Genomic DNA, 23448 nt, shown 5'->3' with positions numbered 1-23448 from the left:
TTCGCCATACTATAAATAAAAGGTTACAACATGGAAAAGTTTTTGTTTTTGTGCAAATTTTTCAAAGAATCATCAAGCAATATAGCAAAGCGCCAGTTTATTACAATAATATCAATATCTATCGTAACCACCCTGTTATTTTCAGTGCAGCCAGTGATTATGTCTCATTTGGTTAATACGGTTGAGACAAAAGAATTCGGTTTATCTTTAGCGGTTATTATGCTTGCTATCAGTTACATTGCTCTGATGAGTATGAGAAAGCTTTCTGCAGCATTAAACTTTATCCTGATAACCTCATTGCGGAACAAGATTATCATCAGCATAACAGACAGTTATTTTAAAAGTCTGTTCAATTCAAATAAAATGAACAAAAATGAAAATACCGGTGATATAACGCAACGTTTAAACCAGGCTGTGGATGAGATGACGACCTTGCTTAGAAACATCTCGCACAACTTACTGCCTCCGCTATTGCAATTGCTTTTCAGTATTTCAATAATTTTAGTATCAGGTGATTTAATCGTCGCGTTACTATTCATTGTTTATTTCTTTATTTATCTGTATGCAAAGAAGACGTTAAACCCAAAGATTGTTAGCCTCTATTCCGATTTCTATTCTTCCTCAGTAAAAAAATACAGTATTATCACGGATAGCGTTAAGAACCTTGATGCAGTCAGAGTTTGTAATACTTATGGCTTTTTATTTGAAAGATATAAAAGACTACTGGACTCTATTGAAGAGAAACATGAGAGGTTGCTCAAGGCCGATTTTAGATTCTTGCTTATTGAATCGGTGTTAAACATATTTTTCTTCGGTACATCTTTTTTATTATCCCTTTATCGCGTAATAAACCAAGATATCACGCTTGGACATTTTGTTATGATATCTTCTTATATTATGCTGCTTGCGGGACCATTGGAAAACATTGGTTCTATGTATACAGCAATGCAAAAATCCACTGCATCGTTATATGATTTTATCAATGAGATGAGGGGGGCGACAGGAAAAATACTTTGCACCAGGAAGGTTACCCCATGCGAAAACATATCAATCACACTGTCAGATATCCTGTTTTCATATGAAAAAAACGATACTTACGCAATCAGTGATATGAACATAGTGCTATTGAATCCAGGTTTCTATACTTTAACCGGCCCCAGTGGTGCGGGGAAAAGCACGCTAGCGAAATTGATTGCTGGGGAGTTGCCCCCTGACTCGGGAAACATCTATTTTAACCATGTAGAAACACGGGAACTATCAGATGAAGAGCGTGCGGAAATAATATTTCATGTCTCGCAGAATGATTACATTTTCATGGACACCCTGCGCTTTAATTTGCAAATAGCTTGCCCGAGTGCATCTGATGAAAAACTACTTGCAGCATTGAAACTTGCTCAACTGAACGATATCCCCTGCAACGATCCTGCTGCATTGTTAGATATAAAAATCGGAGATAATGGTATGACCCTCTCTGGCGGGCAGCGTCAACGCCTGTCGTTGGCCAGACTGTTTTTGCGTCAGCCTCAGGTCATCATTCTCGATGAAGTCACTTCTTCGCTTGATATGGTGAATGAAAGAGAAGTACTGAAAAACATCAAAGCGGCCTACCCACTTTCCATCGTTATCAATATCAGTCATAGGCGCTCAACGTTTGATTACTCCGATGAAATTATCGTTTTAGATCAAGACGGTATTGTAGACCGAGGCGATTTGGCATCGCTAGCCAACAGAAATATTTATATTCAATCTATTCTGCACAAAAATTTATCAGACGCCGCTGGATGATGCCGGTTTTGCAACGTCTCAAGAAGCGCAAGATCTGGTGATGGGGTTTGAGGCCTAATGGAACGAAAATCTACGGTAAGACCATCATTAGGGCTTTATCCACTTTTTCGAGCGCGTTCAGAATTCTGTGTCACGTTAAAAAGACCACAGCATCATCAGGTTACTTTGCCCGGCATTGCGGGCATAAATTCATGTTGTCATGTGAGTCTCCTCTGGCTGAGCGTTTATTCACTTAGGCGCGTGTCCTCTATTGCTAGGTAAGATCAGTTTTTTAAAAGGCGTAAGCCACGCTCAAATTACCGCTGTATCCGTGGCTGTCGCCACTGCTTGCGACTTCAGCTTGTCCACCAAGGTTCAGGCTCAGCGCGCCACGCGTCATGCTCATACTGGCTCCGGCGTTGACCATATGGCGGCTATTGAAGGAGGAATTCTGCCCGATCTCGTATTGATAAACCTGCCCGCTGGTATGTACCGAGGGGCCGCTGAAGCTATGTTCATAGCCGATATTTACCGCAGGTGTGAAGGTCCAGCTTCCGCTGTTTTGCGGATGAAATGCGAGGCTAATATTGGCAACGCCGCTGGCGTTATTTTCACTGACGCGATCGACGTCGAGCGCTAGTTCGCTGCCGCTCTCGTGAAAGGCGTCCATTCGCAGATGGGTCAATCGGGTGCCGACGGAATACTCGATGCTGGCGAAGTCGAGTGGACTCACGTAGCCGAGACGCAGTGTGCCGCCAACCAGCTGGCCATGGGTATCGCCGATGGCAGTACCCAACCCACCATTCATCCGTCGCGTACTGCTATAGTCGATCCAGCCCGCGTTAAGATCGGCGGCAGCAAAGAAGCCATGATTGAGATCCTCGAATGCATAGCGACCGCCGATCCCCAGCAGAGTGGTATTGGCATCCGCATCGGCGTTAGCGCTGGCCAGTGAGCCCCAGCTATATCCCAGGGTGCCGTAGCCGCTAAACTGCGAGTTAACCCGCAGGTTATAGCCCAGCAACGTGCCGGTAGTATGTTCATTGCTGCTGGCGGCGCGGGCAGAGCCATCGGTGCCCAGATAGCCACTAAGCCCGGTCAGCCACAGTTTTCCTTCCCCGTCCCGCATCTGGCGGCTATCGATATTCGGCGTCAGCGCCCTGTCTAATCGTGAACCGCTACGCAGCAAATAGCTGGCGGCGTCCGCGTAGATCTGCCCGCCGACCTGAGACTCAACCCCGCCCAGGGTTCCGGCATCAATCGCCGATTGTAGATAATAGTTATAGTCGGTGTAACGACCCGATAGCTCGCTGTTTTGCAGAGCGTTAAGCAGTACCGCGCCCTGTGCCGCATTCCCCAGCAGCTCGCTTTGCCCCGGAAGCTGGCTGTACTGCACCATTTTGCCGCGCAGGACGTAGATCGTTTCCTGCGACAGCCCCAGACCTTGCTTTAGATAGTTATCAACCGAACCATACTGGCGGGTAATTTCATCCAGTCCGGCCTGCAGATAGCTGGCATCGACGCCCAGCAGTGGCTCGTAAATCGCGGCCATGGCCGGTGGCATCATCGCCAGGGTCGCTCCAATACGCTGACGGGTGTAATCGTTGGTGGCGAGGTAGTTTTCCATCATGGTTGCCTCGTCGACACCGGCAATGCTTAGCAGCATGGCGGCGGTCCAGCCGGTGCGGTCCTTGCCCGCGGTACAGTGGAATAGTGCTGCACCGTCAGCGCTGGCCAGATCGTTAAACAGCGTGGTGAACTGCGCGCGCATCCCAGCATCGCTGACAAAAGAGACGTTGGTCTGCTGCATCAACGCTTTTGCTTCAGCGGCGCTGCTGAAGGTAATTGAAGTAATGTTACTGCCCGAAACCGCGTTGCCTATGATATCAATATTCGTATACGTCGCTCCGTCCGGCAGCACGTCCGGGCTGCTGGCGATTTCGCTGGCGGTGCGTAAATCATAAACATCGCTGATACCGAGCGTGCTGAGTGTTGCCTGATCCGCGGCGGATAATGTCAGAGCATTAGAACGATAAAAGACGCCGGTACGCATGGTGCCGTCGTGGCTGGTGGTATAAATCGACGAGGTGCCAGCGATATCGCGAAAATTATCCATCGTGGCGAGCGTGGGTGTATCTATTGGCGCAGCGTATAAGACGCTCGAGACGGCAGTGGCGACCAGAGAGACAGTAACAGGAATATAGCGAATCAAAATAAGCCTCGATAAATATGGTTTGTCATTCGTTATTTATTAAAGCTTGGAATTATGAGGGGTGATTGTGGCGGAAATATTTCTGTAGCCGCTGTTTTGAAAAAGTAATAGGAGCCTGTCCGTAATTCTGTGTCACTGCCAGCGTATTAAACGTGATCGTTCAAGCGCTCACCGAACTCGATAATAAAACGGCTCATCGCCAGCCGCCAGTTCTGGATCGGCATACTCTATTTTTTGAAGCGTCCTTAATCGCCAGATAAATGACTTTTCGCACTGAGTCGTCTGTCGGGAACACGTTGCGCTTTTTGATGGCTGTGCGGATAACGCTGTTCAGCGACTTAATGGCATTCGTGGTGTAGATAGCCTTGCGGATATCGGGCGGATAGCCGAAGAACGTATTTGTGCAGTGTTGTACATAAAGCAAAGGGGCTAACCTTTCGATTAACCCCTTGATATATTTGGAATGTTTGGTCGGCATGAGAGGATTCGAACCTCCGACCCCCGACACCCCATGACGGTGCGCTACCAGGCTGCGCTACATGCCGACGCGATGGCAACAGTCTACCGTTTCCCACTGGTAATGCAAGCAGCTAACAAACTGATTGCGTTAGTTTTAAGCAGTTAATTGGCGATAAAGCGTTTTACGTCGGTTAATACCTGCAGCAGCAGGGCGAGCTGCGGTTTTTCGCCTTTTATTTCACGATCGTTTTCGTCATATGCCCGGTAAGTGCCATTGCTGTCCAGCACGATGGTTTGCGTTGGGGTGGTGATAATCAGCTGATTGTTATCGCCGGTGGCCAGCCAGTTGTTTTTACGCTGCGCGGTAAACAGATCTTCACCCTGCGAATAGTCTTTGGGCGGCGTTTGCACGTGCAGCAGGCGCTGCATCAGCGTATACATCACGTCATTGTGGCCGGTCAGCTTGTTGATGGCCTGCGCCGGCGTGCCTGGCCAGTGGATAATCAACGGCACTTTGAGCTGCTGTTGATTGAAGCTGCTGCCCGCGCCCCAATTACCGTGGCCGTTGTCATCAAACTCAACGCCGTGCTCTGCGGTGATCACCACCACGGTTTTCTCCAGCAGCCCGCGCGCTTTCAGCGTATTCAGCACCTGATTGATTTGCTCATCAGCATCCTGCGCCCCGGCGCGATAGCGCTGGATAAAGGCGGCTGGCGCCTGAGCACCGGTTAACGGCCCGGCGCCGCGGAAGTTGATGTAAGAGAACCACGGTGTGCTGCCGTTTTGCTCTGCCAGCCAGTGCTGCCACTGCTGGCGGGTGTCTGCATCGCTTTGCACCCGCGGCGCTGGCAGGGTGAAGTCTGTCAGCAGGGCCTGGCGATACAACGCGGCATTAAAGCCGTTTGATGAGAACAGGCCGAACTGGTAGCCCTGCGCGCCGAGCGCGCCGATCAGCGCCGAAGGCTTACGCGCGGCCAGCACGCTATCCAGATAGGTTGGAGAGATCCCATAGAACAGGCCGAACAGCCCGGTATCCGGGCGGTTGCCAGAGCTATAGTGATCCATGAAGTGAACGTTTTCTTGCGCAAAACGGGTGACGGCCGGCATATCCTGCGCCATGTCCTGGTTGCGCACACTGTCGACGACGATCATCAACAGGTTGTAACCGCTGCCTTTGTCCCGGTAGCTGAGATCGCTCAAGGGATACTCCACCGTAACGGCCTCTGGGTTGCCTTGCTGCATCAAACGGCGTTCATATTCTTGCTGATCGAGCAGCCCGTGTTTTTCCAGGAACTTACGCGCTGTCATCGGGTAAGACAGCGGCAGGTTGGCGCGCTGCATGGTGATCGGCCGGTAGAAATTGGCGTCGGCCCAGATATACATCAGGTGCGAAGCTGAAAACGCCGCGATAAACAATGCGGCCAGCGGTTTGCCGAAGTGATGGCGGTTCAGGCTGCGCAGCTTTTGCCAGCTCCAGGTGCCAAACAACATCTCTATCAGGAAAATGATCGGCACACAGATGAACATCAACTGCCAGTCGCGCGCCGCCTCGCCTTGATCCGGATTGACCACCAGTTCCCAGACAACCGGGTTAAGGTGCAGATGGAAGTGGGTAAAGACTTCGCTGTCGACCAGCAGCAGCGTTAAGCCGGCGGTCGCCAGCGCGGCGGAAAGAAAACGCAGTAGCCGCTGCGACATCACCACGAAGGTGAGCGGGAAGATAATCAGCAGGTAGGCGGCAAAAACAATAAAGCTGAAATGCCCCAACAGGCTGACGATGGCGTATACGCGCCCCAGCAGCGAAGAGGGCCAGTCGGTGACAAACAGGTAGCGGCTGCCCAGGCCCAGGCTGAGTAGGATATTGAACAGGGCGAACCAGTGCCCCCAGCTAATCATCTGGGAGACTTTTTCACGATAACGCTGACGGTTTGTCACCATAAATAGTTTTTAATGCGCTTTGTCTTCACGAATAGAAGCCTGCAGGGCTTCAGCAAACGATCTTGCCAGGGTCTTCCGCTGGGCGGGAGAAATGCTGGTGTTGATCAGATTGGTTACCATATTGCCCAGCACCATCAGGGAAAGATCGGTAGGGGCATGGTGTTTTTCAAGTACGTTGACCAACTCTGTGAGCAGTTGTTCAACGTGTTCGTCACTATAACGGGATGATTGTGGCATAAAGTTGTGCTCAAAACCTGACAAAGTCACCTATCTTACCGTATAGGGCCGTGATTTTCCGCTCTTTTATCGTAGGCTGATGGTTAAGCAGGAGCGCATTTGGTTAACGCGTGTTCGGCTGGCCGCCGCCGGCTCATCGGCCTTTGCCAGCCAATCCGGGCCGGTTTGTGATCGGATTTCATTGCAGCGGCCAGCCGACAGTGCTTGAATACGCGCTCAAAGAACAGGAGGATTTATCATGAGTCTGGATCTCGACCAGGTTGCTCTGCACCAGTTAGTAAAGCGCGATGAACAAACGCTGGATGTCGTGCTGCGCGATTCGCTGCTGCCCGCCAATGCCGCAGTAGAAGAGATGATGGCGGAACTGCATCGCGTCTATAGCGCTAAAAGCAAGGCATACGGCCTGTTCAATGAAGACAGCGAGCTGGCGACGGCGCTGCGCAGTTGCCGGAAAGGCGATGAAGATTTCCTGGCGTTCAGCCGTGCCGCCACCGGGCGTTTGCGTGATGAACTGGCCAAGTATCCGTTTGCCGAAGGCGGCGTTGTGCTGTTTGCCCAATATCGCTACCTGGCCGTGGAGTATTTGTTGGTGGCCGTGTTGAACAGCTGCAACAGTATGCGGGTTAACGAAGAGCTGGATATCAGCTTGACCCACTATCTGGATATCAACCATGCCGATATTGTGGCGCGTATCGATCTGACCGAGTGGGAAACCAACCCGGAGTCGACCCGTTACCTAACGTTTTTACGTGGGCGCGTGGGGCGCAAGGTTTCAGATTTCTTCATGGATTTCCTGGCAGCGGCAGAAGGGCTGGATACCAAAGCGCAAAACCGCGGCCTGCTGCAGGCGGTGGACGATTATTGCGCCGATGCCCAACTGGATAAAAACGAACGCCAGGCCGTGCGCCAGCAGGTGTACAGCTACTGTAATGAGCAGTTGCAGGCCGGGGAAGAGATTGCGCTGCAGGCGCTTTCCAAAGAGCTGGAGCCGCACGGCGAAAAGGATTTTGTGCAGTTTTCCAGCGAGCAGGGCTACCAGCTTGAAGAGAGCTTCCCGGCCGATCGCAGCACGCTGCGCCAACTGACCAAGTTTGCCGGCAGCGGCGGCGGGATCAGCATTAACTTTGATGCTCTGTTGCTGGGTGAGCGCATTTTCTGGGATGCGGCAACCGATACGCTAACGATCAAAGGCACGCCGCCGAACCTGCGCGATCAGCTGCAGCGCCGTTTAACCGGCGGCAGCAACTAACCTGAATATTACTGGGGCGAATCGCTTCGCCCTGCTACCTGCGCAACCGGGCTTTGCCGGACGGCAGGCAATAAAAAACGCCGCAGATGCGGCGTTTTTTACTTCGGCGTCCCGAAACACAAAGCTCGATAGCGTTGCGATTAAACGCGAACGAAGTCGATGTGGGTCAGTTTTGGCTTGAACGCGTGGCGCTGAACAGCCTGAACTTTAACTTTGGTTTCTTTACCGTCGATAACCAGAACGATAGGCTCACCATAGAAACCAGGCTTGGCTTCCATGTTTTTCACAGAATCGTGATCCAGTTCGATGGAGATTGCAGCGTCTTTGCCACCGTAAATGATAGCTGGGAATTTGTTTGCTGCACGCAGGCGGCGGCTCGCACCCTTACCCTGCTCTTGACGTACTTGTACATTGATAGTGAACATTGTTTTTTCTCTTAAAAGAAAATTTACCCTGCTACAGGCGACCCAGTAACAGGTTCGATAACTCGCCTTTACGCCGGGAGACCCGGGTAAAGCGGGCGGCATTTTAACGGAAAGCCACTTCAAGGGCAATGAAAACCTGCCGGCGGCGCTTAGCGTAATTCGTTGGCGCGGCGGAAACGGCCCTGATAATCGAACACTTTTTCCCGCACCTGCCAGAACTGGCCGCGCTTGCGTGCGACGACAAAATCCGGATGGCGCAGCAGCGCCTGCTGTTTAAGCACGTCTTCGGCGTTTTGCCACGGGAACGGCACGCCCGGCGCGCGCTGATGCGGGCGCAGGAACAGCATCTCGAAGGCTTTGCGCTGTGCTGGCGTTTGCAGGCGGAAACGCTCGCTGGTGCTGGTGCCGTCTTCGTCAAAGTAGGTGGCTTTCAGCCATTCGCCCTTGCCGTCGCGCCCGCTGTCCAACGCCATGCCGCCGCAGCGCAGCACCAGGGCATCTTTGAGCTTCAGCGCCGCCTTCAGCATGTCATCCGGATCGACAAGCACCTCTTGGCACTGGTGGCAACGGCGTGCGGCGATGTCGTTTTCCGCGCCGCAGTGCGGGCAGTTTTTGAAACGGAAACGGTAATCACACTGTTCGCGTTGCCCCTCGTCATCTTCCAGCCACCCCTGGCAGCGGCGGCCATAGTGCTCAATGATGGCGCCGCTTTCGGTGCATTTTCCCCAGAATAGATTGGCGAAGCCGCAGGCGGGGCAGAACACTTGCACCGGCTGGCTGTCGCGGTGCGGCTTGCTGGCGCCGACTTCCGGCGTGAACAGATCGTGCGGATTACCGGCATAATCGAGGATCAGGCAGTCTTTTTTATCGGGGGCCAGCCGCAAGCCACGCCCAACGATCTGCTGATACAGGCTGACGGATTCGGTGGGGCGCAAAATGGCGATCAGATCGACATGCGGCGCGTCAAAGCCGGTGGTCAGGACGGCGACGTTGACCAGATAGCGCAGCCGTTGTTGTTTAAAGGCTTCGATCAACGCATCGCGTTCAACGGCCGGCGTTTGCGCGCTGACCAACGCCGCTTCGCCGGCCGGCAACAGGCCATGGATCTCGCCGGCATGCTCCACGGTGGCGGCGAAGATCATCACTCCTTTGCGGTCTTCCGCGTATTCGACAATCTGGCTAATGATGTGTGGAGTGATGCGGTTTTGTTGTTTTAACTCGCGGTTGAGATCCGTTTCGCTAAACAGCCCGTTGCTATTGGCCTGCAAACGGCTGAAATCGTACTGCACGATCGGCATATCCAGGCGCTCCGGCGGCACCAGATAGCCGTGTTTGATCATATAGCGTAGCGGCAGCTCATAAATGCAGGTGCGGAATAACGTGCTGCCGTCGCCCCGGACCATGCCATGATAATGGTATTGGTAGATCCAGCCTTTGCCCAAACGGTAGGGCGTCGCCGTCAGGCCCAGCAACCGTAGCTGTGGGTTGCCGCGCGTGAGGTGCTGGATAATCTGCTGGTACTGGCTGCCATCGTCATCGCTGATACGGTGGCACTCGTCGATAATCAGCAGCGAGAAAGCGCCATCGAACAGCGCCAGGTTGCGCGCCACCGACTGCACGCTGCCAAACACCACCTTGCCCGCGCTTTCTTTCTGTTGCAGGCCGGCGGCGAAAATATCGGCTTCTAGCCCGTAGGCGCAATATTTGGCGTGGTTCTGCGCCACCAGCTCCTTAACATGAGCCAATACCAATACCCGCCCACGTGCGCGTTTGGCCAATTCGGCGATCACCAGGCTTTTCCCGGCGCCGGTGGGCAGGACGATTAACGCAGGCTCGGTGGATTTGCGGAAATGCCCGATAGTGGCTTCAACCGCTTCTAACTGATAGGGGCGTAGGGTAAATGCCATGTATGAATGCCGCTTGCTGGTCGGGGCCGCCGGGGCCGTTTGTGGCTCACGGAATGTGGGCATTGTTCCCTTGGCGGCGGAAAACTTTTCGCTATTATGCCTTCCCGGCCGCATTGGTGCGAGTTTCCCTCACCCTAACCCTCTCCCTGAGGGAGAGGGGACGATCGGCGTCGGCGGTGAGTGCGGAACCAGAGGGAGGATTTTCCCTCACCCTAACCCTCTCCCAGAGGGAGAGGGGATGTACGGCGTTGGGGTTGGCAATGGGCACGGGCGCTCCCTCTCCCCTTGGGAGAGGGAAGGGGTGAGGGAAGGGTAGCAAAAGCCGAGAGAACATTAACTGCTGGGAGGCAGCGTTTTCCACCGTTATACTCGTGGCGGCCCCCATAGATTTTTTACCGATCGGGCTGTGCCCGCCATTATACACGGGCGCAGCCTGGCACTTTCTGGCCCCGCCATGCAGCGGCAGGGCGTTGTGTTTTAGCAGTATGATCAACACGATCACAATAACGGCAGGCAAAGTAGACTCAATGCGACTGGACAAGTTTTTATCTCAGCAATTAGGTATCAGCCGTGCGCTGGTAGTGCGTGAACTCCGTGCAAAGCGCGTTACCGTGGATGGCGAGGTGGCGAAAAGCGGCGCCATGAAACTGGCGCCGGAGCAGGAAGTGGCCTTTGATGGCAACGTGCTCCAGCAAATGAACGGCCCGCGTTACTTTATGCTCAACAAACCGCAGGGCTACGTGTGTTCCACCGAAGATCCCGATCATCCCACGGTGCTCTATTTTCTTGATGAACCGGTGGCTTATAAGCTGCATGCGGCTGGGCGACTGGATATTGATACCACCGGCCTGGTGCTGATGACCGACGACGGCCAGTGGTCGCATCGTATCACCTCGCCGAAGCATCACTGCGAAAAAACCTATCTGGTTACGCTGGAGCAACCGCTGGCGGAAGATACCGCACAGCGCTTTGCCGCCGGCGTGCAGTTGCATAATGAAAAAGATCTCACCAAGCCGGCCCAGTTGGAAAAGCTGGAGGATACCCTGGTGCGCTTGACGATCAGTGAAGGGCGTTACCATCAGGTAAAACGCATGTTTGCCGCCGTGGGCAACCGGGTGGTTGAACTGCACCGTGAACGCATTGGCGCCATCGCGCTGGATGACGATCTGGCGCCGGGGGAATATCGCCCGCTGACTGAGGAAGAAATCGCCAGCGTTGGCGCCCCGCACCTGCAAGATTAAGGCGAATTGCGTTTTCTGCCCGGCCAGCCGGCTGGCCGGCATAAAAAATAATCCTGCTAATAAATTGCAAACGAATCACTGTGTATTTTTTGTTAAAATGGCGCCCGTTTAGCGGGTGCTGTTCACCTGCCAACCCTTTAATTTCTTTTCATACTCCACGTGGTGTTTACTTTTTTCAAACCAAAATTCAAATAGTTATCCATTCCTCCTCAAATCGCCTTATGGGTGCTTGTTTATTTTCTGTAAAAATATGGCGATTAAAAAGTAACGCCAATGCAAGAAAAAAGGTTGAGATCCGGCGGTGAAAGGGGTACATATAACGCAAAAATGCGAGCTGAGTCGCAAAATGCTGTACAGGCAACGCGGATGATTGCCGCAGCAGCGAACGGCAAACGCGGGATAAAGGTTATTCTTGTGTATTAATTGTTGCTAATAAGTAAAATTATGGCCATTAGGATAATTCACCGCGGCTATACTTTAGTGAGTCAGTAACGCGTACTTCACTTTTTCAACCTAGGGATTTCACGTGGACAGTATCCAACTTTCGGTGGTGCACCGCTTACCGCAAAGTTATCGTTGGCTATCGGGCTTTACCGGCGTCAAGGTGGAACCGATGCCGCTGAACGGCATAGACGAAGATAACAATCTGATTGGCTTGAAGTTGCTCAGCCATGATGGTTGCGATGCGTGGCAGGTAATGCATCAGTTGAATCTGTCTTTGCAAGAAATTCAGGTCGATTGCGCCGTGGTGGAATGGGAAGGGGAACCTTGCCTGTTTGTTCATCGCAGCGATGAAAGCGCCACCCTCTGCCGGTTAAAAAACGTCGGGGCGGCGATCGCCGAGCCGGTAAGCGCCCAATATCCTTTCTAACCCCGCTGCGTTACTCAGCCAATTGCAATAATTGCTGCGTATAGGCCGCCGTGGGGGCATTGAAGATTGCCCGGCAATCGCCCTGTTCCACCACTTCCCCCTGGCGCAGCACAATCACCTGATGGCACAGCGAACGCACCACCTGCAAATCGTGGCTGATAAACAGGTAGGCCAGCCCGTGCTGCCGTTGCAGCGATTTCAGCAGCAGCAGGATCTGCGCCTGCACCGATTTATCCAGCGATGATGTAGGCTCATCCAAAATCAGCAGCTTTGGCTGCAAAATCAGCGCGCGGGCGATGGCGATACGTTGGCGCTGGCCGCCTGAAAATTCATTCGGGTAGCGGTGGCGCAGCGCCGGATCCAACCCCACTTCCGTTAGTGCGGCAATCACCCGCTGCTCGCGCTGTTCGGCGCTAAGCTGCTGGTGCACCTCCAACCCTTCGGCCACAATCTGCAGCACGTTAAGCCGCGGATTAAGGGCGGAATAGGGATCTTGAAATACGATCTGTATCTGGCTACGGAACGGCTGCATTTGCTTCATGTTGAACTGGTGCAGCGGTTGGCCGTTAAACCAGATGGTGCCCCGTGAAGCGAGCAAGCGCAACAGGGCCAGCCCGGTGGTACTCTTGCCAGAGCCGGATTCGCCCACCAGCCCCACGCTCTCGCCCGCCCGGAGTTCAAAGCTCAGGTTTTTCAGCGCGTAGTGTTCGGCAACGGTGCGGCGCAGCAAGCCACGTTTTATCGGGAAGCTGACCTGTAGGTTCTCCACGCGCAGCAACGGCGGTTCATCGCCGGGGCCGGCGGCCGGCAGCGGCAACGGTTCACCGACGTTTTCCGCCGCCAACAGTTGCTGGGTATAGGCATGCTGTGGTGCCTGGAACAGCCGATCTCGCGCGCCTTGTTCAACGCATTGCCCCTGGCGCATCACGGCCACGTTGTCTGCCAGGCGGCGCACGATATTCAGGTTATGGGTAATAAACAGCAGCCCCATGCCCATTTCCTGCTTCAACTCTTGCAGCAAACGCAGGATCTGCGCCTGAATGGTGACGTCCAGCGCGGTGGTCGGTTCATCGGCGATCAGCAGCTTCGGCTGGGTCAGGGTGGCCATGGCGATCATCACGCGTTGGCGTTCCCCGCCAGAGAGCTGATGCGGATAATCTTTCAGCCGGCTTTTGGCATTGTGGATCCCCACACGATCCAGATAGTGAATGATTTCGCCGCGCGCCGCTTCACGCCCCATCCCACGGTGCAGTGCCAACACTTCGGCCAGCTGTTTTTCGATGGTGTGCAGGGGATTGAGCGACACCATCGGTTCCTGGAAGATCATGGCGATCTGGTTGCCACGCACTTTGCGCAATGCACTTTCTGGCGCGTGCAGCAGGGATTGGCCGCCAAACAGAATATCGCCGCGCGGGTAGACCACCGGCGGCGCGGGCAGCAGCCGCAGCACCGACAGCGCGGTTACGCTCTTGCCGGAGCCGGATTCGCCGACCAGCGCCAGCGTTTCGCCCTGCTCAACCTGCAGCGAGATGCCGTTGACCACCGGGCTAAGCTCGCCCCCCTGGCGGAAGGCGATGTGGAGCTCCTCAATGGAAAGCAGTGGGGATGTAGCCATATTAATGCGCCTTGCTGGGATCAAAGGCATCGCGTACCGCTTCGCCGATGAAAATTAATAACGAAAGCAGCAGGGCCAGCACGATAAAGGCGGTAATGCCAAGCCAGGGCGCCTGCAGGTTATTCTTGCCTTGCAGCAGCAGTTCGCCCAGCGAAGGCGAACCGAGCGGCAGGCCGAAACCAAGGAAATCAAGTGAAGTGAGGGTGGTTATTGAGCCGCATAGAATAAACGGCAGGAACGTCAGCGTCGCCACCATGGCGTTTGGCAGCATATGGCGGTACATGATCACCCGATCGGCAACTCCCATGGCGCGGGCGGCGCGAATATAGTCGTAATTGCGGGTGCGCAGGAACTCGGCTCGCACCACCCCGACCAGGCTCATCCAGCCAAACAGAATAGTGATCGCCAGCAGCCACCAGAAGTTGGGCTGCACAATGCTGGACAGCAAAATGATCAAGAACAGCGTCGGCATGCCCGACCACACCTCAATGAAGCGTTGCCCCCACAGATCGATCCTGCCGCCGTAATACCCCTGAATCGCGCCGGCGAAAATGCCGATCAGGCTGGAAAACAGCGTTAGCGCCAGGCCGAACAGCATGGAAATACGGAACCCATACAGCACCCGGGCGAGCACATCGCTGCCGTTGCTGTCGGTGCCAAGCAGGTTATGGCGCGAGGGCGGGGAAGGGAAGGGCACATCGGTGGCGAAATTGATGGTGTCGTAGTTATAGCGAATCGGTGCCCAGATTGCCCAACCGTGATTTTCGATCTGTTGCTGGATAAACGGATCCTGATAGTCCGTGGTGGTGTGCAACTGGCCGCCAAAGGTGGTTTCACTGTAGTTGACCATAAAGGGCTGATAGAAACGCCCTTCATAACGCACCAGCAGGGGTTTATCGTTGGCGATCAGGTTGGCGGCCAGGCTGAGCACGAACAACACCAGGAAAATCCACAGTGACCAGTAACCGCGGCGGTTGCTGCGAAAACGCGCCCAGCGCGCCTGATTGATCGGGCTTAAACGGCTCATTGGCGTGCCTCGAAATCAATGCGCGGATCGACCAGGGTGTAGGTGATGTCGCTGACGATATTCAGCAGCAGGCCGATCAGGGTGAAAATATACAGCGTGCCGAACATCACCGGGTAATCACGCTGGAGGGTGGCATCATAGCCCAGCAGGCCCAGCCCGTTGAGAGAGAACATCACCTCAATCAGCAGGGAGCCGGTAAAAAACATGCTGATAAACGTGGCCGGGAAGCCGGCAATTACCAGCAGCATGGCGTTGCGGAACACGTGGCGATAAAGGATCTTTTTTTCATCCAGCCCTTTGGCGCGCGCGGTGATGACGTATTGTTTGCGGATCTCATCAAGAAAGGAGTTCTTGGTCAGCATGGTTAACGCGGCAAAACCGCCGATCACCGTCGCCAGCACCGGCAGCGTAATGTGCCACAGATAGTCGGTGATTTTGCTGTACCAGGGCAGGCTGTCGAAATTGCTTGAAACCAGCCCGCGCAGCGGGAACCAGTCAAGGTAGCTGCCGCCGGCGAACAGCACAATCATCAGGATGGCAAACAGGAAGGCCGGGATGGCATAGCCGATAATAATCAGCCAACTGCTCCAGGCATCAAACGCGCTGCCGTTGTGAATGGCCTTGCGGATGCCCAGCGGGATCGACACCAGGTAGATGATCAGCGTGCTCCACAGCCCCAGGCTGATGGAAACCGGCAGGCTTTGGCCCACCAGTTGCATCACCGATGCGCCGCGGAACAGGCTATCGCCGAAATCCAGGCGCATATAATCCCACAACATGGTGAAATAACGCGTGTGCAGCGGCTTATCAAAGCCGTAGCGCTGGGTAATTTCGGCGATCACTTCAGGATCCAACCCGCGCGATCCCCGGTAGTGGCCTTCGCCCGCATTGCCGACGCCGGCTTTGGCATGGCCGAGCCCTTCGCTGACCCCACCGCCGCTAAAACCGCTGTGCTGGCCCAGCTCAATGGCGGCAATCGCCTGGTCCACCGGCCCGCCGGGGGCGATTTGCACGATGAAAAAGTTGATGGTAATAATGGCCCATAGGGTGGGGATCACCAGCAATAGTCTGCGTATCAGGTAAGCGGCCATCACCGGCTCCTTTAGTGTTGCTGTGCCGGCAAACGTGCCGCTTTGTTGACGTCATACCACCAGTTTTCAAAGCCAACGGCGTAGGCCGGGCGAATGGATGGCATGGAGAATTTGTCCCAGTAGGCGAAGCGATCGTGGTTGGAGTACCACATTGGCAGCATAAACATATTCCAGGTTAATACCCGGTCCAGCGCGCGCCCCAGCGGCAACAGCGCGGCTTCATCCCCCTGGCTTTTCAGGATTTGCGCCAACAGTGCGTCAACCGCCGGATCGCTGACGCCCGGTGAGTTATAGCTGGAGTTGATGTAGTGGGTGCCCCAATACATCTCCAGATTGGCGTTGGGGAACGGCATCGCCGGATAAACGGTTGGCATCATGTCGAAATCGCGTTCGCGCATCCGGCGGGTGTACTGGGTAACGTCTATTTCGCGGATTTCCATGGTGATCCCCAGCCGCTGCAGGTTGTGCTTGAAGGGAAGCACGTACTGGAAATTGCTGCCGCTTAACAGCATCAGTTCGAAGACAAAGGGTTTGCCGGTTTTGCTGTTGATCAGGCGCTGGTTCTTCACCTCCCACCCGGCTTCCTGCAGCAGTTGGGTGGCCTTCAACAGGTTTTGCCGATCGTAACCGCTGCCATCGGTGCTTGGGGGCTGGTAAATCTGGTTGAATACCTCCGGCGGCACCCGATCTTTAAGCGGCGCCAGCACCGCCAGCTCCGCAGCATCGGGGTAGCCACTGGCCGCATAGGGGGTGTTCTGGAAATAACTGCGGGTGCGCTGATAGGCATTGTAGTACAGCGCTTTGTTCATCCAGTCGAAATCAAACGCCAGCGTGATGGCTTCGCGCACCCGGCGGTCGGCAAAGATTGGCCGGTGGATATTAAACGCCAGCCAGCGGGTATTTTGCGCGGCCTGGTTGGTTTCATCCTGTTTGACGATGTAGTTACGTGCGAAGTTGCCCCCCTGGTATTGGGTCGCCCAGCTTTTGGGGGCGCTTTCGGTACGGAAGTCATACGCGCCGGCCTTGAAGGCCTCAAGCGCCACTTTGTCGTCCAGATAATAATCGTAGCGGAACGTATCGAAGTTAAAGCGCCCACGGTTCACCGGCAGGTTGGCTGCCCAGTAATCGCGCACCCGTTGGTAGGTGATGTATTGGCCGGCGCGGTAGCTGCTCACCTTGTAGGGGCCGCTGCCCAGCGGCGGCATTCCGAGCGGTTCGCTGAGATTGTGATCTTTCCAAAAGCTCTCCGGCAGTACCCGGGTACTGAGCAGGCTGAGCATTTTCTCCCTGTCGGCCTCCGGCAGTTCGATCCGCACCACCAGGCGGGAAATCGCTTTGACCTTTACCCCTTTGTAATAGACGCGGTACTGCGGCACGCCTTCGGTCATGAACTTGTTGAAGGTGAAGGCTACATCGGCGGCGGTGATCGGGCTGCCGTCCTGGAAACGGGCGCGCGGGTTGATGCTGAGCTCCATCCAGCGCATATCGGCAGGGTAGCGTGCCGATTCGGCGATTAATGGGTAGTAACTGGCGGGTTCATCGTCGGAGCTGGCGAACAGCGTGTCGTACAGATCGCCGGTGCTCTGGCCAGGAACGCCCCTGGAGGCAAAACGGTTAAAGTTGTCGTAGGTGCCGATAGCCGCCAGGCGCACGTCCCCGCCTTTTGGCGCGGCAGGGTTAACGTAGTCGTAGTGGGTGAAGTCGTTGGAATATTTGGGTTCGCCGAGCAGCGCGAAAGCGTAGCTTTCATTGATGGTTTCGGCGTGCAGAGCAAAACTGCATGCCGCAAACGCCAGGGCAGCAAAAACGCGCATCAACATATATACGGTAAGCTCCTGCTGTGTAAATAAAATTCGGCTGAACTGCTGCTTGATAAAATACACCCTAGCATAACACCCGATAACCCCTTACAGGGTAAAGAAAATTAAAGATCGCGGCCATTTTGCCAGGCTTGGGCAAATTCGGTGAAGGCATGAAGGCCGAGCGGTTTGCTGAAGTAATAGCCCTGCATATAGTTGACGCCTTGTTCCTGTAAGAAGGCAAACTGCTCTGCGGTTTCGACCCCTTCGGCGATGGTTTGCATATCCAGGCGCTTCGCCAGGGCGATCACGGCGTCCAGCACCGGGGTGGTTATGCTGTCCCGGCCGATGGCGTTGATAAAACCGCGATCGATCTTCAAATAATCCAATGCGAAGCGCTCCAGATAAATCAGCGCGCTGTGGCCGGTGCCGAAATCGTCAATGGCAATTTCAATCCCCTGGCTTTGCAGCCAGTTAAACACCGCCAGCGCATTGTCGACTTCCACCATGCCGCGTTCAGTGACTTCGAACACCGGTTTGCAATGATTGCGATCCATCGCCGCCAACAGCGGCTGTATATCCTGGAGGAATGCCGGATCGACCAGGTAGGAAGGGGGGAGGTTGATACCCATTTTGGCATCTTTCGGCAGCACCGGCGCCAGCGTGGGGAGGTCATGAATAATCAGTTCGAACAGGTGGCGGGTAAGCGGATCAATGAGCCCGTTGCTTTCGGCGTAGGGAATAAATACGTCTGGTGGGATCAGCCCTTCCGTGGGGTGCCACCAGCGGATCAGCGCTTCCATCCCCACCAACGCGCGGTCTGTGCAGGCAAATACCGGCTGGTATTCCACCACAAACTCACCGTGGCGTATGCCGTTAAGCAACGCGCGCTGCGGGCTCTGGTGCAGCAGGAGCATGTAATAAGCCAGCACGCCGATTAACACGGCCAAAACCAGGCTGCCCAGCAGGCTGAGCCGTATATCGTTCGATGTCAGGTTTTGGTTATAGAAGACAACGGCCAGCGGGTAATGTTTGATGGATAACCGATGGGCGTTGGTCTGGGGTAATTGTTCCACCGGCATTAACTGTGGGCTGAAGGTGGTTAATGCGCGGTTGCCCATAATAATCGCCAGCCCCGGCGCCCGATCGTCATGTGAGGAAAACAGCAAATACGGAGCCAGATCGATATCCAGGGTCGCCAATACGCCGCTGTCTTCACTGCCCGGTTGCTGTAGCCAGATAGCAGCCACCGGTTTGTCCGGGACGAACGGCGTGCCTTGTTGCAACTTCATATCCAGCGGCTGATGCCAGTTGATTTCCGGGTAAATTTCGCGCAGTTCCAACGCCATCTCGCCGGTAGCGGAAGAGCAATAGGCCACACCGTTTTTAATCAACAAGAAAGCGCGAACGCTGCTGGTAAATGCCGCCTTGTAGGTGAGTTCCGGCGTGATTGAAGCGCAGCTTTTTTGCGCCTGCGGCATAATTCCACGCATGACCGACGTCAGTTCATTGAGGTAAGTAATGGCGTACTGATGCGTACGTTCCTCGACCGAGTGCTGGTATTGCTCACGTAGTTGCTGAATCAGCAATAAAGCCACGGCGCTAAACACCATAAACGCCAACAGGGCAATCGCCCCGCAGTTAAACAAATTGCGCCGCTTTTGCGAAAGGTGCTGTGTGAAAGCTTGCTTTAAACTCATAAAACCATCCCCTGGTTAAGTATAAGGCTTTTTAATGATATCAAATAGACTTAATGCTTCCGTCAGCCTTTGTTATTTATTTGTATCAGTAGTGATCACATTTTAGATAACGCATCACCACATCGACAGTCATCTGACGATAATAAGCCAGTTTATCTTCCGCCGAGCGAGCGCTTTCGAATAACGTTTCGAAAGTATATTGATTAGCAGAATAATGAAAACACAACGAACTGATGATTCTGTGCAAATCCAGCGCGTTGACCTCGTCGGTAAAAAGCGTTAGCCGCTTGCCGCGCTGCAGGATCTCTTCCAGCGTTTGCAACGCGCTGCTGTTCAGTTGCCGGAGCTTCTCTGAACGGCGGGCATATTGCCCCCGTTGCATATTTTCCATGCTGATCAGGCGTATAAAGGCCGGGTGGCTGGCATGGTAGTTGAAATTGGCTTCGGTGAGTTGCCGTATGGCCTCTGCCGGCGGCTGGGTGGCGAGATTTAGCGCCAGTTCGTCCTGGCGGATATGGGTGTAGGCATATTCCAGTACGGCGATATACAGCGCCTCTTTGTTTTTGAAGTGATAAACCACCATTCGTTTAGTGGTGCCCGCCTGTTCAGCAATACGCTCCAGCCTGGCCCCTTTCAACCCGGCTTCGGAAAATTCGGCCAGCGCGCTGGCAAAGATACGTTGTTTCAGGCCGTCGGGATCGTTTTTACGCGGGTTTTTATGGGCGGTTTCGCGGTTAATGTTCAATGCAGGCGCCATGACATTTATCTTTCAGCAAAGAGAGGGGGCTTCCATTCAATCTAAGAGCCGGAAGGGGAAAGTGCAAATATGCCGTGAGACAGGCAAAATAAAAATGCCGCTTGGCTGCGGCATTTTTTATCGTTCAGGTAACGTAAGGGAGAGGGCGTTAACTGTTGGTCAGTACCCGCCGCGCTTCGCGGTAGCGTTTATTCCAGTAGTTGTCACTCAGGCTTGAAATCATCACGCCGCTGCTGGTGGAGGCATGCACGAACTGATCGTTGCCTAAATAAATGCCGACGTGGCGCCCGGTTGAGCCAGCGCGGAACAAGACGAGATCGCCAGGGCGAAGCTTGGTGCGCAGAATTTTCTTGCCAAGATCTTCTTGTTCGTAGGTGGAGCGGGGCAGGTCCATACCAAACTGTTCACGGAAGGTGCGCTGTACAAAGGCCGAGCAATCGATGCCACGTTTGCTTTCGCCACCTAACCGGTAGCGGACGCCTTTCCAACTCGCATACTGATCCATGATTTTTGATTTGATATCAACGTTACGCACCATGGCTTCGAATTCATCCTGAGAGGCTTGCAGTAAAAGGCCATCGCGGTCATTAACTGCACGCATCTCAGTTTGTGCGTTATCAAGATTCGAAGTGTGGTTTGAACTACAGGCGGAGAGTATAACCGCAGCGGCGATTGCAGGGGCAATCCGCCAAATATATCTCAGGAACGGTTGAGATTTGACCATTATTATCGTTTTCCCTTTTTGTCCTTAACGACAAAAGTCGCTACCTGAAAATGCCAAACTGAACGAGCCTAATGCGCTGCTGCTGTATCGACAATCGGTTATCTACCAAATTGTGCTGGAACGCACATTTTTAGTTGATTTGAGGGCGAGCCGTGCTAAAGCAGATACATTACGCCCGAGATTACCGGAAGCCATAGGCGATTGCGAGCCTTTTTCACCCCTTTTTTATATGAATTTGTGATGTAACACAGCGGGATGCGTTATAACCGATTGCCAAATACCTGGCCGGTGGCTGGATAATAAACTACTTAATATTCAATTGGTTGTTTTTTATTCGCTGTGAGTATCGGCAGCAAAGGGGGCGGTGGAAAATGCTTTAGCAAAACTTCTTGTTACAACATGGTCAAAAGTTAAACTTACCATGCGGGAAGCCGCGCATTATCGCCATTGCGGCGTAAATGGCGCCGTAGTGTCCTTTTTGAATAATGATTACCCGGCCTGGGTTTTTACCCAGGCTGATTTTTTATTGATATTGGATTGAAATCGTTTTGTTAATAAAATGCTATTTTGGGGCGCGGCCTAATTATGCGTAATTCAATATATAGATTAGGCCGGCCATATGAATAACCATGCGTGCCGGATTACTGCGGGCGGTGTTTACCCGGCAAATGGCCGTTTAGCCAGCTAATCAGCTTATCACTGGCCGGCGTCATCAGGATCCAACTGATCCCCACCAACACCACGGAAAGCGAGCCAACGGCGATGTCGGTGAACCAGTGCGCACCAATCATCACGCGTGGCAGTGAAAAGACCACGGTGATCACGAGCGCAATAACGAATGCCCACAGGTTGAAGTAGCGCAGCATAAAGCAGGAAAAAATAATCAGCATCATGCCGTGATCGCCGGGGAAGCTATCGCTGGAAGCATCTTTGGTCGGGATGCCGGTTAATTCGCTGACGCGATTAATATTATCAAAGGTCAAGGTTGGGCTGGCATGTTTAACCGGCAGCAGATGGCCCAGTTGGTTCAATACCACCGCGGTGAGCAGCATCACGATGCCGGTCATGATCAGGCGGCGGCGGCCTTCGGCATCCTGTTTCAGGAAGAAGTATAAATACAACAGGCCCATGGCGAGCAGGGATATCATATCAAAGGCGCGGTTATTGGTGAGCGCCACCAGGTGCAGAAACGCCGGATCGCTTGCCAGGTGCCGGTTGAAGAAGAAAAAGATGGACGAGTCCAGCGTAAACCAATAGCCGTGATTAGCCGGCAAATACCAAGAAAGGAAAAGTGCAATCCCCAACAGATTACACAAAAGTATTAACGGAAGATGATGGCGTGTCATGATGAAGCCTGTTGTGGTTAAACAAATCTGTTTACGGTAAAAGGGTTAACTTAAACGAATCTTAAACAAAGCCGACTGTAACCTATTCCAGTCGGCATCATCGTTGTGGATCAATTCGATACGGCTGTCTAATGGCGGCAACTGGCGCGTTTCGATATTCAGATCCTGCCCCTGGCGGTTGATCAACAATGTGCCTTCGGCGATGCGCACCACGGCTTTTGCGCGCTCAACCGGCGCCAGCCGGATCCATTCCATCATGCCGACGGTATCGAACTGCGTCTCCGCGTCAAAAATCCAACCGCAGCTGGAATAGCCCTGGCCCTGATTCAGCGCGCGCCGCCAGCGGGAGTTCTCCGGCAGGCGCAAGGCCGCCAGCCCCGGCGCTTTACTGTGCCCGTGGTGGTGGTGCGCATCGGGCAGTTTGGCATGATTGGTGCGCGGCAGATCAAGCAGCGCCACATCCATGCGCCCTTGCTCAATCACATGCAGTGGGCGCTCTGCGCCGCTTGCTGTTTGCCAGGCATCCAGCGCGGCAAAATCCGCTGGCTGATAGGTATCGCTTTTATTGGCAATAATAACGTCTGCCGCGGCCAACTGATCGCGGAAGTTCTCATTTTCCCGATAACGGGGATCGCCCAGTTGGCGGGCATCCAGCAGGCAGATCGAAGCGTGTAAATCAATCCAGCCGGCATAGGTGTCCTGCTCCAGAATGGATAAGATCTGCTTTGGGTGGCCGAGCCCAGTGGGTTCGATCAGCAGCCGGTCGGGGTTTTCCTTCTGCAACAGCATGTTCAGCCCGATCTGCATCGGCAGGCCATTGATACAACACATGCAACCACCCGGGATCTCTTTCAGGACGGCGCCGCTGTCTGCCAGCAGGGCGCCGTCGATGCCAATTTCACCAAATTCATTGACCAGAACGGCCCAGCGTTGGTTTTCCGGCTTGCTGGCCAGCAGATGGCGGATGGTGGTGGTTTTGCCACTGCCGAGAAAGCCGGTAATCAGGTTGGTTTTTGTCATTGAACAGTCCTGTTTTTAGGCTGCCGCCAGGCGCGATGCTTCAGCGGGTCGCGCCGCTATCGGCAG

At 54.0% G+C, this 23448-nt stretch carries 19 protein-coding genes, 1 tRNA gene and 1 pseudogene; 5 read left to right on the top strand and 16 right to left on the bottom strand.

The features are described 5' to 3' along the window. Positions 1-30 precede the first annotated feature (30 nt). Complete coding sequence (locus ACN28Q_RS03980; RefSeq protein WP_095845138.1) at positions 31-1785, top strand: ABC transporter ATP-binding protein; 1755 nt, start codon at positions 31-33, stop codon at positions 1783-1785. Positions 1786-2056: 271 nt separating this feature from the next. On the opposite strand, the gene ACN28Q_RS03975 is transcribed toward ACN28Q_RS03980, so the two are convergent. From ACN28Q_RS03975 to ACN28Q_RS03955, 5 genes and pseudogenes are all read right to left on the bottom strand, one after another. Next, positions 2057-3880 (bottom strand): tyrosine-protein phosphatase, encoded by a 1824-nt coding sequence (locus tag ACN28Q_RS03975; RefSeq protein WP_230469556.1) that lies wholly within the window; start codon positions 3878-3880, stop codon positions 2057-2059. Positions 3881-4122: 242 nt separating this feature from the next. Beyond that, a pseudogene (locus ACN28Q_RS03970) lies at positions 4123-4373 on the bottom strand (transposase); the annotation flags it as partial. Between the two features lie 71 nt (positions 4374-4444). Continuing rightward, positions 4445-4521 (bottom strand) — tRNA-Pro (locus ACN28Q_RS03965). A 76-nt stretch (positions 4522-4597) separates the two neighbouring features. After that, positions 4598-6373: an LPS biosynthesis-modulating metalloenzyme YejM gene (yejM, locus tag ACN28Q_RS03960; RefSeq protein ID WP_095845136.1), complete on the bottom strand. Its 1776-nt coding sequence runs from the start codon at positions 6371-6373 to the stop codon at positions 4598-4600. A 9-nt stretch (positions 6374-6382) separates the two neighbouring features. Then, positions 6383-6610, bottom strand: coding sequence for a YejL family protein (locus ACN28Q_RS03955; RefSeq protein ID WP_095845135.1), 228 nt, complete (start codon positions 6608-6610; stop codon positions 6383-6385). Between the two features lie 238 nt (positions 6611-6848). On the opposite strand from ACN28Q_RS03955, the gene yejK reads away from it, so the two are divergent. Beyond that, on the top strand, positions 6849-7859 hold the full coding sequence (yejK, locus tag ACN28Q_RS03950) for a nucleoid-associated protein YejK (protein ID WP_095845134.1): 1011 nt from the start codon (positions 6849-6851) through the stop codon (positions 7857-7859). 140 nt (positions 7860-7999) lie between these two features. Here the strand turns inward: yejK and rplY are convergent, their stop codons facing one another. Together rplY and radD are read right to left on the bottom strand one after the other, a co-directional pair. Continuing rightward, positions 8000-8284 carry a 50S ribosomal protein L25 gene (gene rplY / locus ACN28Q_RS03945; protein WP_095845133.1) on the bottom strand — a complete coding sequence of 95 codons (285 nt, stop codon included), beginning with the start codon at positions 8282-8284 and terminating at the stop codon, positions 8000-8002. Positions 8285-8433: 149 nt separating this feature from the next. Next, on the bottom strand, positions 8434-10191 hold the full coding sequence (gene radD / locus ACN28Q_RS03940) for a DNA repair helicase RadD (protein ID WP_095848910.1): 1758 nt from the start codon (positions 10189-10191) through the stop codon (positions 8434-8436). A 527-nt stretch (positions 10192-10718) separates the two neighbouring features. On the opposite strand from radD, the gene rsuA reads away from it, so the two are divergent. Both rsuA and ACN28Q_RS03930 read left to right on the top strand, forming a co-directional pair. After that, positions 10719-11432, top strand: coding sequence for a 16S rRNA pseudouridine(516) synthase RsuA (rsuA, locus tag ACN28Q_RS03935; protein ID WP_095845131.1), 714 nt, complete (start codon positions 10719-10721; stop codon positions 11430-11432). Positions 11433-11958: 526 nt separating this feature from the next. Continuing rightward, complete coding sequence (locus ACN28Q_RS03930) at positions 11959-12303, top strand: YejG family protein (protein WP_095845130.1); 345 nt, start codon at positions 11959-11961, stop codon at positions 12301-12303. 10 nt (positions 12304-12313) lie between these two features. On the opposite strand, the gene yejF is transcribed toward ACN28Q_RS03930, so the two are convergent. The 7 genes from yejF to mepS all read right to left on the bottom strand — a co-directional run bounded on the left by yejF (position 12314) and on the right by mepS (position 21016). Continuing rightward, positions 12314-13918, bottom strand: coding sequence for a microcin C ABC transporter ATP-binding protein YejF (yejF, locus tag ACN28Q_RS03925; protein WP_095845129.1), 1605 nt, complete (start codon positions 13916-13918; stop codon positions 12314-12316). Between the two features lies 1 nt (position 13919). Next, positions 13920-14945, bottom strand: a complete 1026-nt coding sequence (locus tag ACN28Q_RS03920) for an ABC transporter permease (RefSeq protein ID WP_095845128.1) — start codon at positions 14943-14945, stop codon at positions 13920-13922. Then, positions 14942-16036 (bottom strand): microcin C ABC transporter permease YejB, encoded by a 1095-nt coding sequence (locus ACN28Q_RS03915; RefSeq protein WP_095845127.1) that lies wholly within the window; start codon positions 16034-16036, stop codon positions 14942-14944. Before ACN28Q_RS03915 ends, ACN28Q_RS03920 begins: the two co-directional genes overlap by 4 nt. A gap of 11 nt (positions 16037-16047) precedes the next feature. Continuing rightward, complete coding sequence (locus ACN28Q_RS03910) at positions 16048-17856, bottom strand: extracellular solute-binding protein (protein ID WP_095848909.1); 1809 nt, start codon at positions 17854-17856, stop codon at positions 16048-16050. Positions 17857-17960: 104 nt separating this feature from the next. After that, positions 17961-19535, bottom strand: a complete 1575-nt coding sequence (locus ACN28Q_RS03905; protein ID WP_095845126.1) for a cyclic di-3',5'-guanosine monophosphate phosphodiesterase PdeN — start codon at positions 19533-19535, stop codon at positions 17961-17963. Positions 19536-19620: 85 nt separating this feature from the next. Further along, positions 19621-20292 (bottom strand): TetR/AcrR family transcriptional regulator, encoded by a 672-nt coding sequence (locus tag ACN28Q_RS03900; RefSeq protein WP_095845125.1) that lies wholly within the window; start codon positions 20290-20292, stop codon positions 19621-19623. A gap of 148 nt (positions 20293-20440) precedes the next feature. Beyond that, complete coding sequence (gene mepS / locus ACN28Q_RS03895) at positions 20441-21016, bottom strand: bifunctional murein DD-endopeptidase/murein LD-carboxypeptidase (RefSeq protein ID WP_095845124.1); 576 nt, start codon at positions 21014-21016, stop codon at positions 20441-20443. A gap of 364 nt (positions 21017-21380) precedes the next feature. Between mepS and ACN28Q_RS03890 the strand changes: the two genes are divergently transcribed. Then, positions 21381-21557 (top strand): hypothetical protein, encoded by a 177-nt coding sequence (locus tag ACN28Q_RS03890; protein ID WP_165907126.1) that lies wholly within the window; start codon positions 21381-21383, stop codon positions 21555-21557. Positions 21558-21657: 100 nt separating this feature from the next. Here ACN28Q_RS03890 and ACN28Q_RS03885 read toward each other — a convergent pair whose 3' ends face one another. Together ACN28Q_RS03885 and ACN28Q_RS03880 are read right to left on the bottom strand one after the other, a co-directional pair. Beyond that, positions 21658-22362 (bottom strand): phosphatase PAP2 family protein, encoded by a 705-nt coding sequence (locus tag ACN28Q_RS03885; RefSeq protein WP_095845123.1) that lies wholly within the window; start codon positions 22360-22362, stop codon positions 21658-21660. 45 nt (positions 22363-22407) lie between these two features. Beyond that, the gene (locus tag ACN28Q_RS03880; protein ID WP_095845122.1) at positions 22408-23382 is read right to left on the bottom strand and encodes a CobW family GTP-binding protein; all 975 of its coding nucleotides are present in this window, start codon (positions 23380-23382) and stop codon (positions 22408-22410) included. Positions 23383-23448 lie beyond the last annotated feature (66 nt).

This window comes from Gibbsiella quercinecans, assembly GCF_002291425.1.
In the GTDB taxonomy this organism is placed as follows: domain Bacteria; phylum Pseudomonadota; class Gammaproteobacteria; order Enterobacterales; family Enterobacteriaceae; genus Gibbsiella; species Gibbsiella quercinecans.
This window is presented reverse-complemented; position numbering and strand designations above follow the sequence as displayed.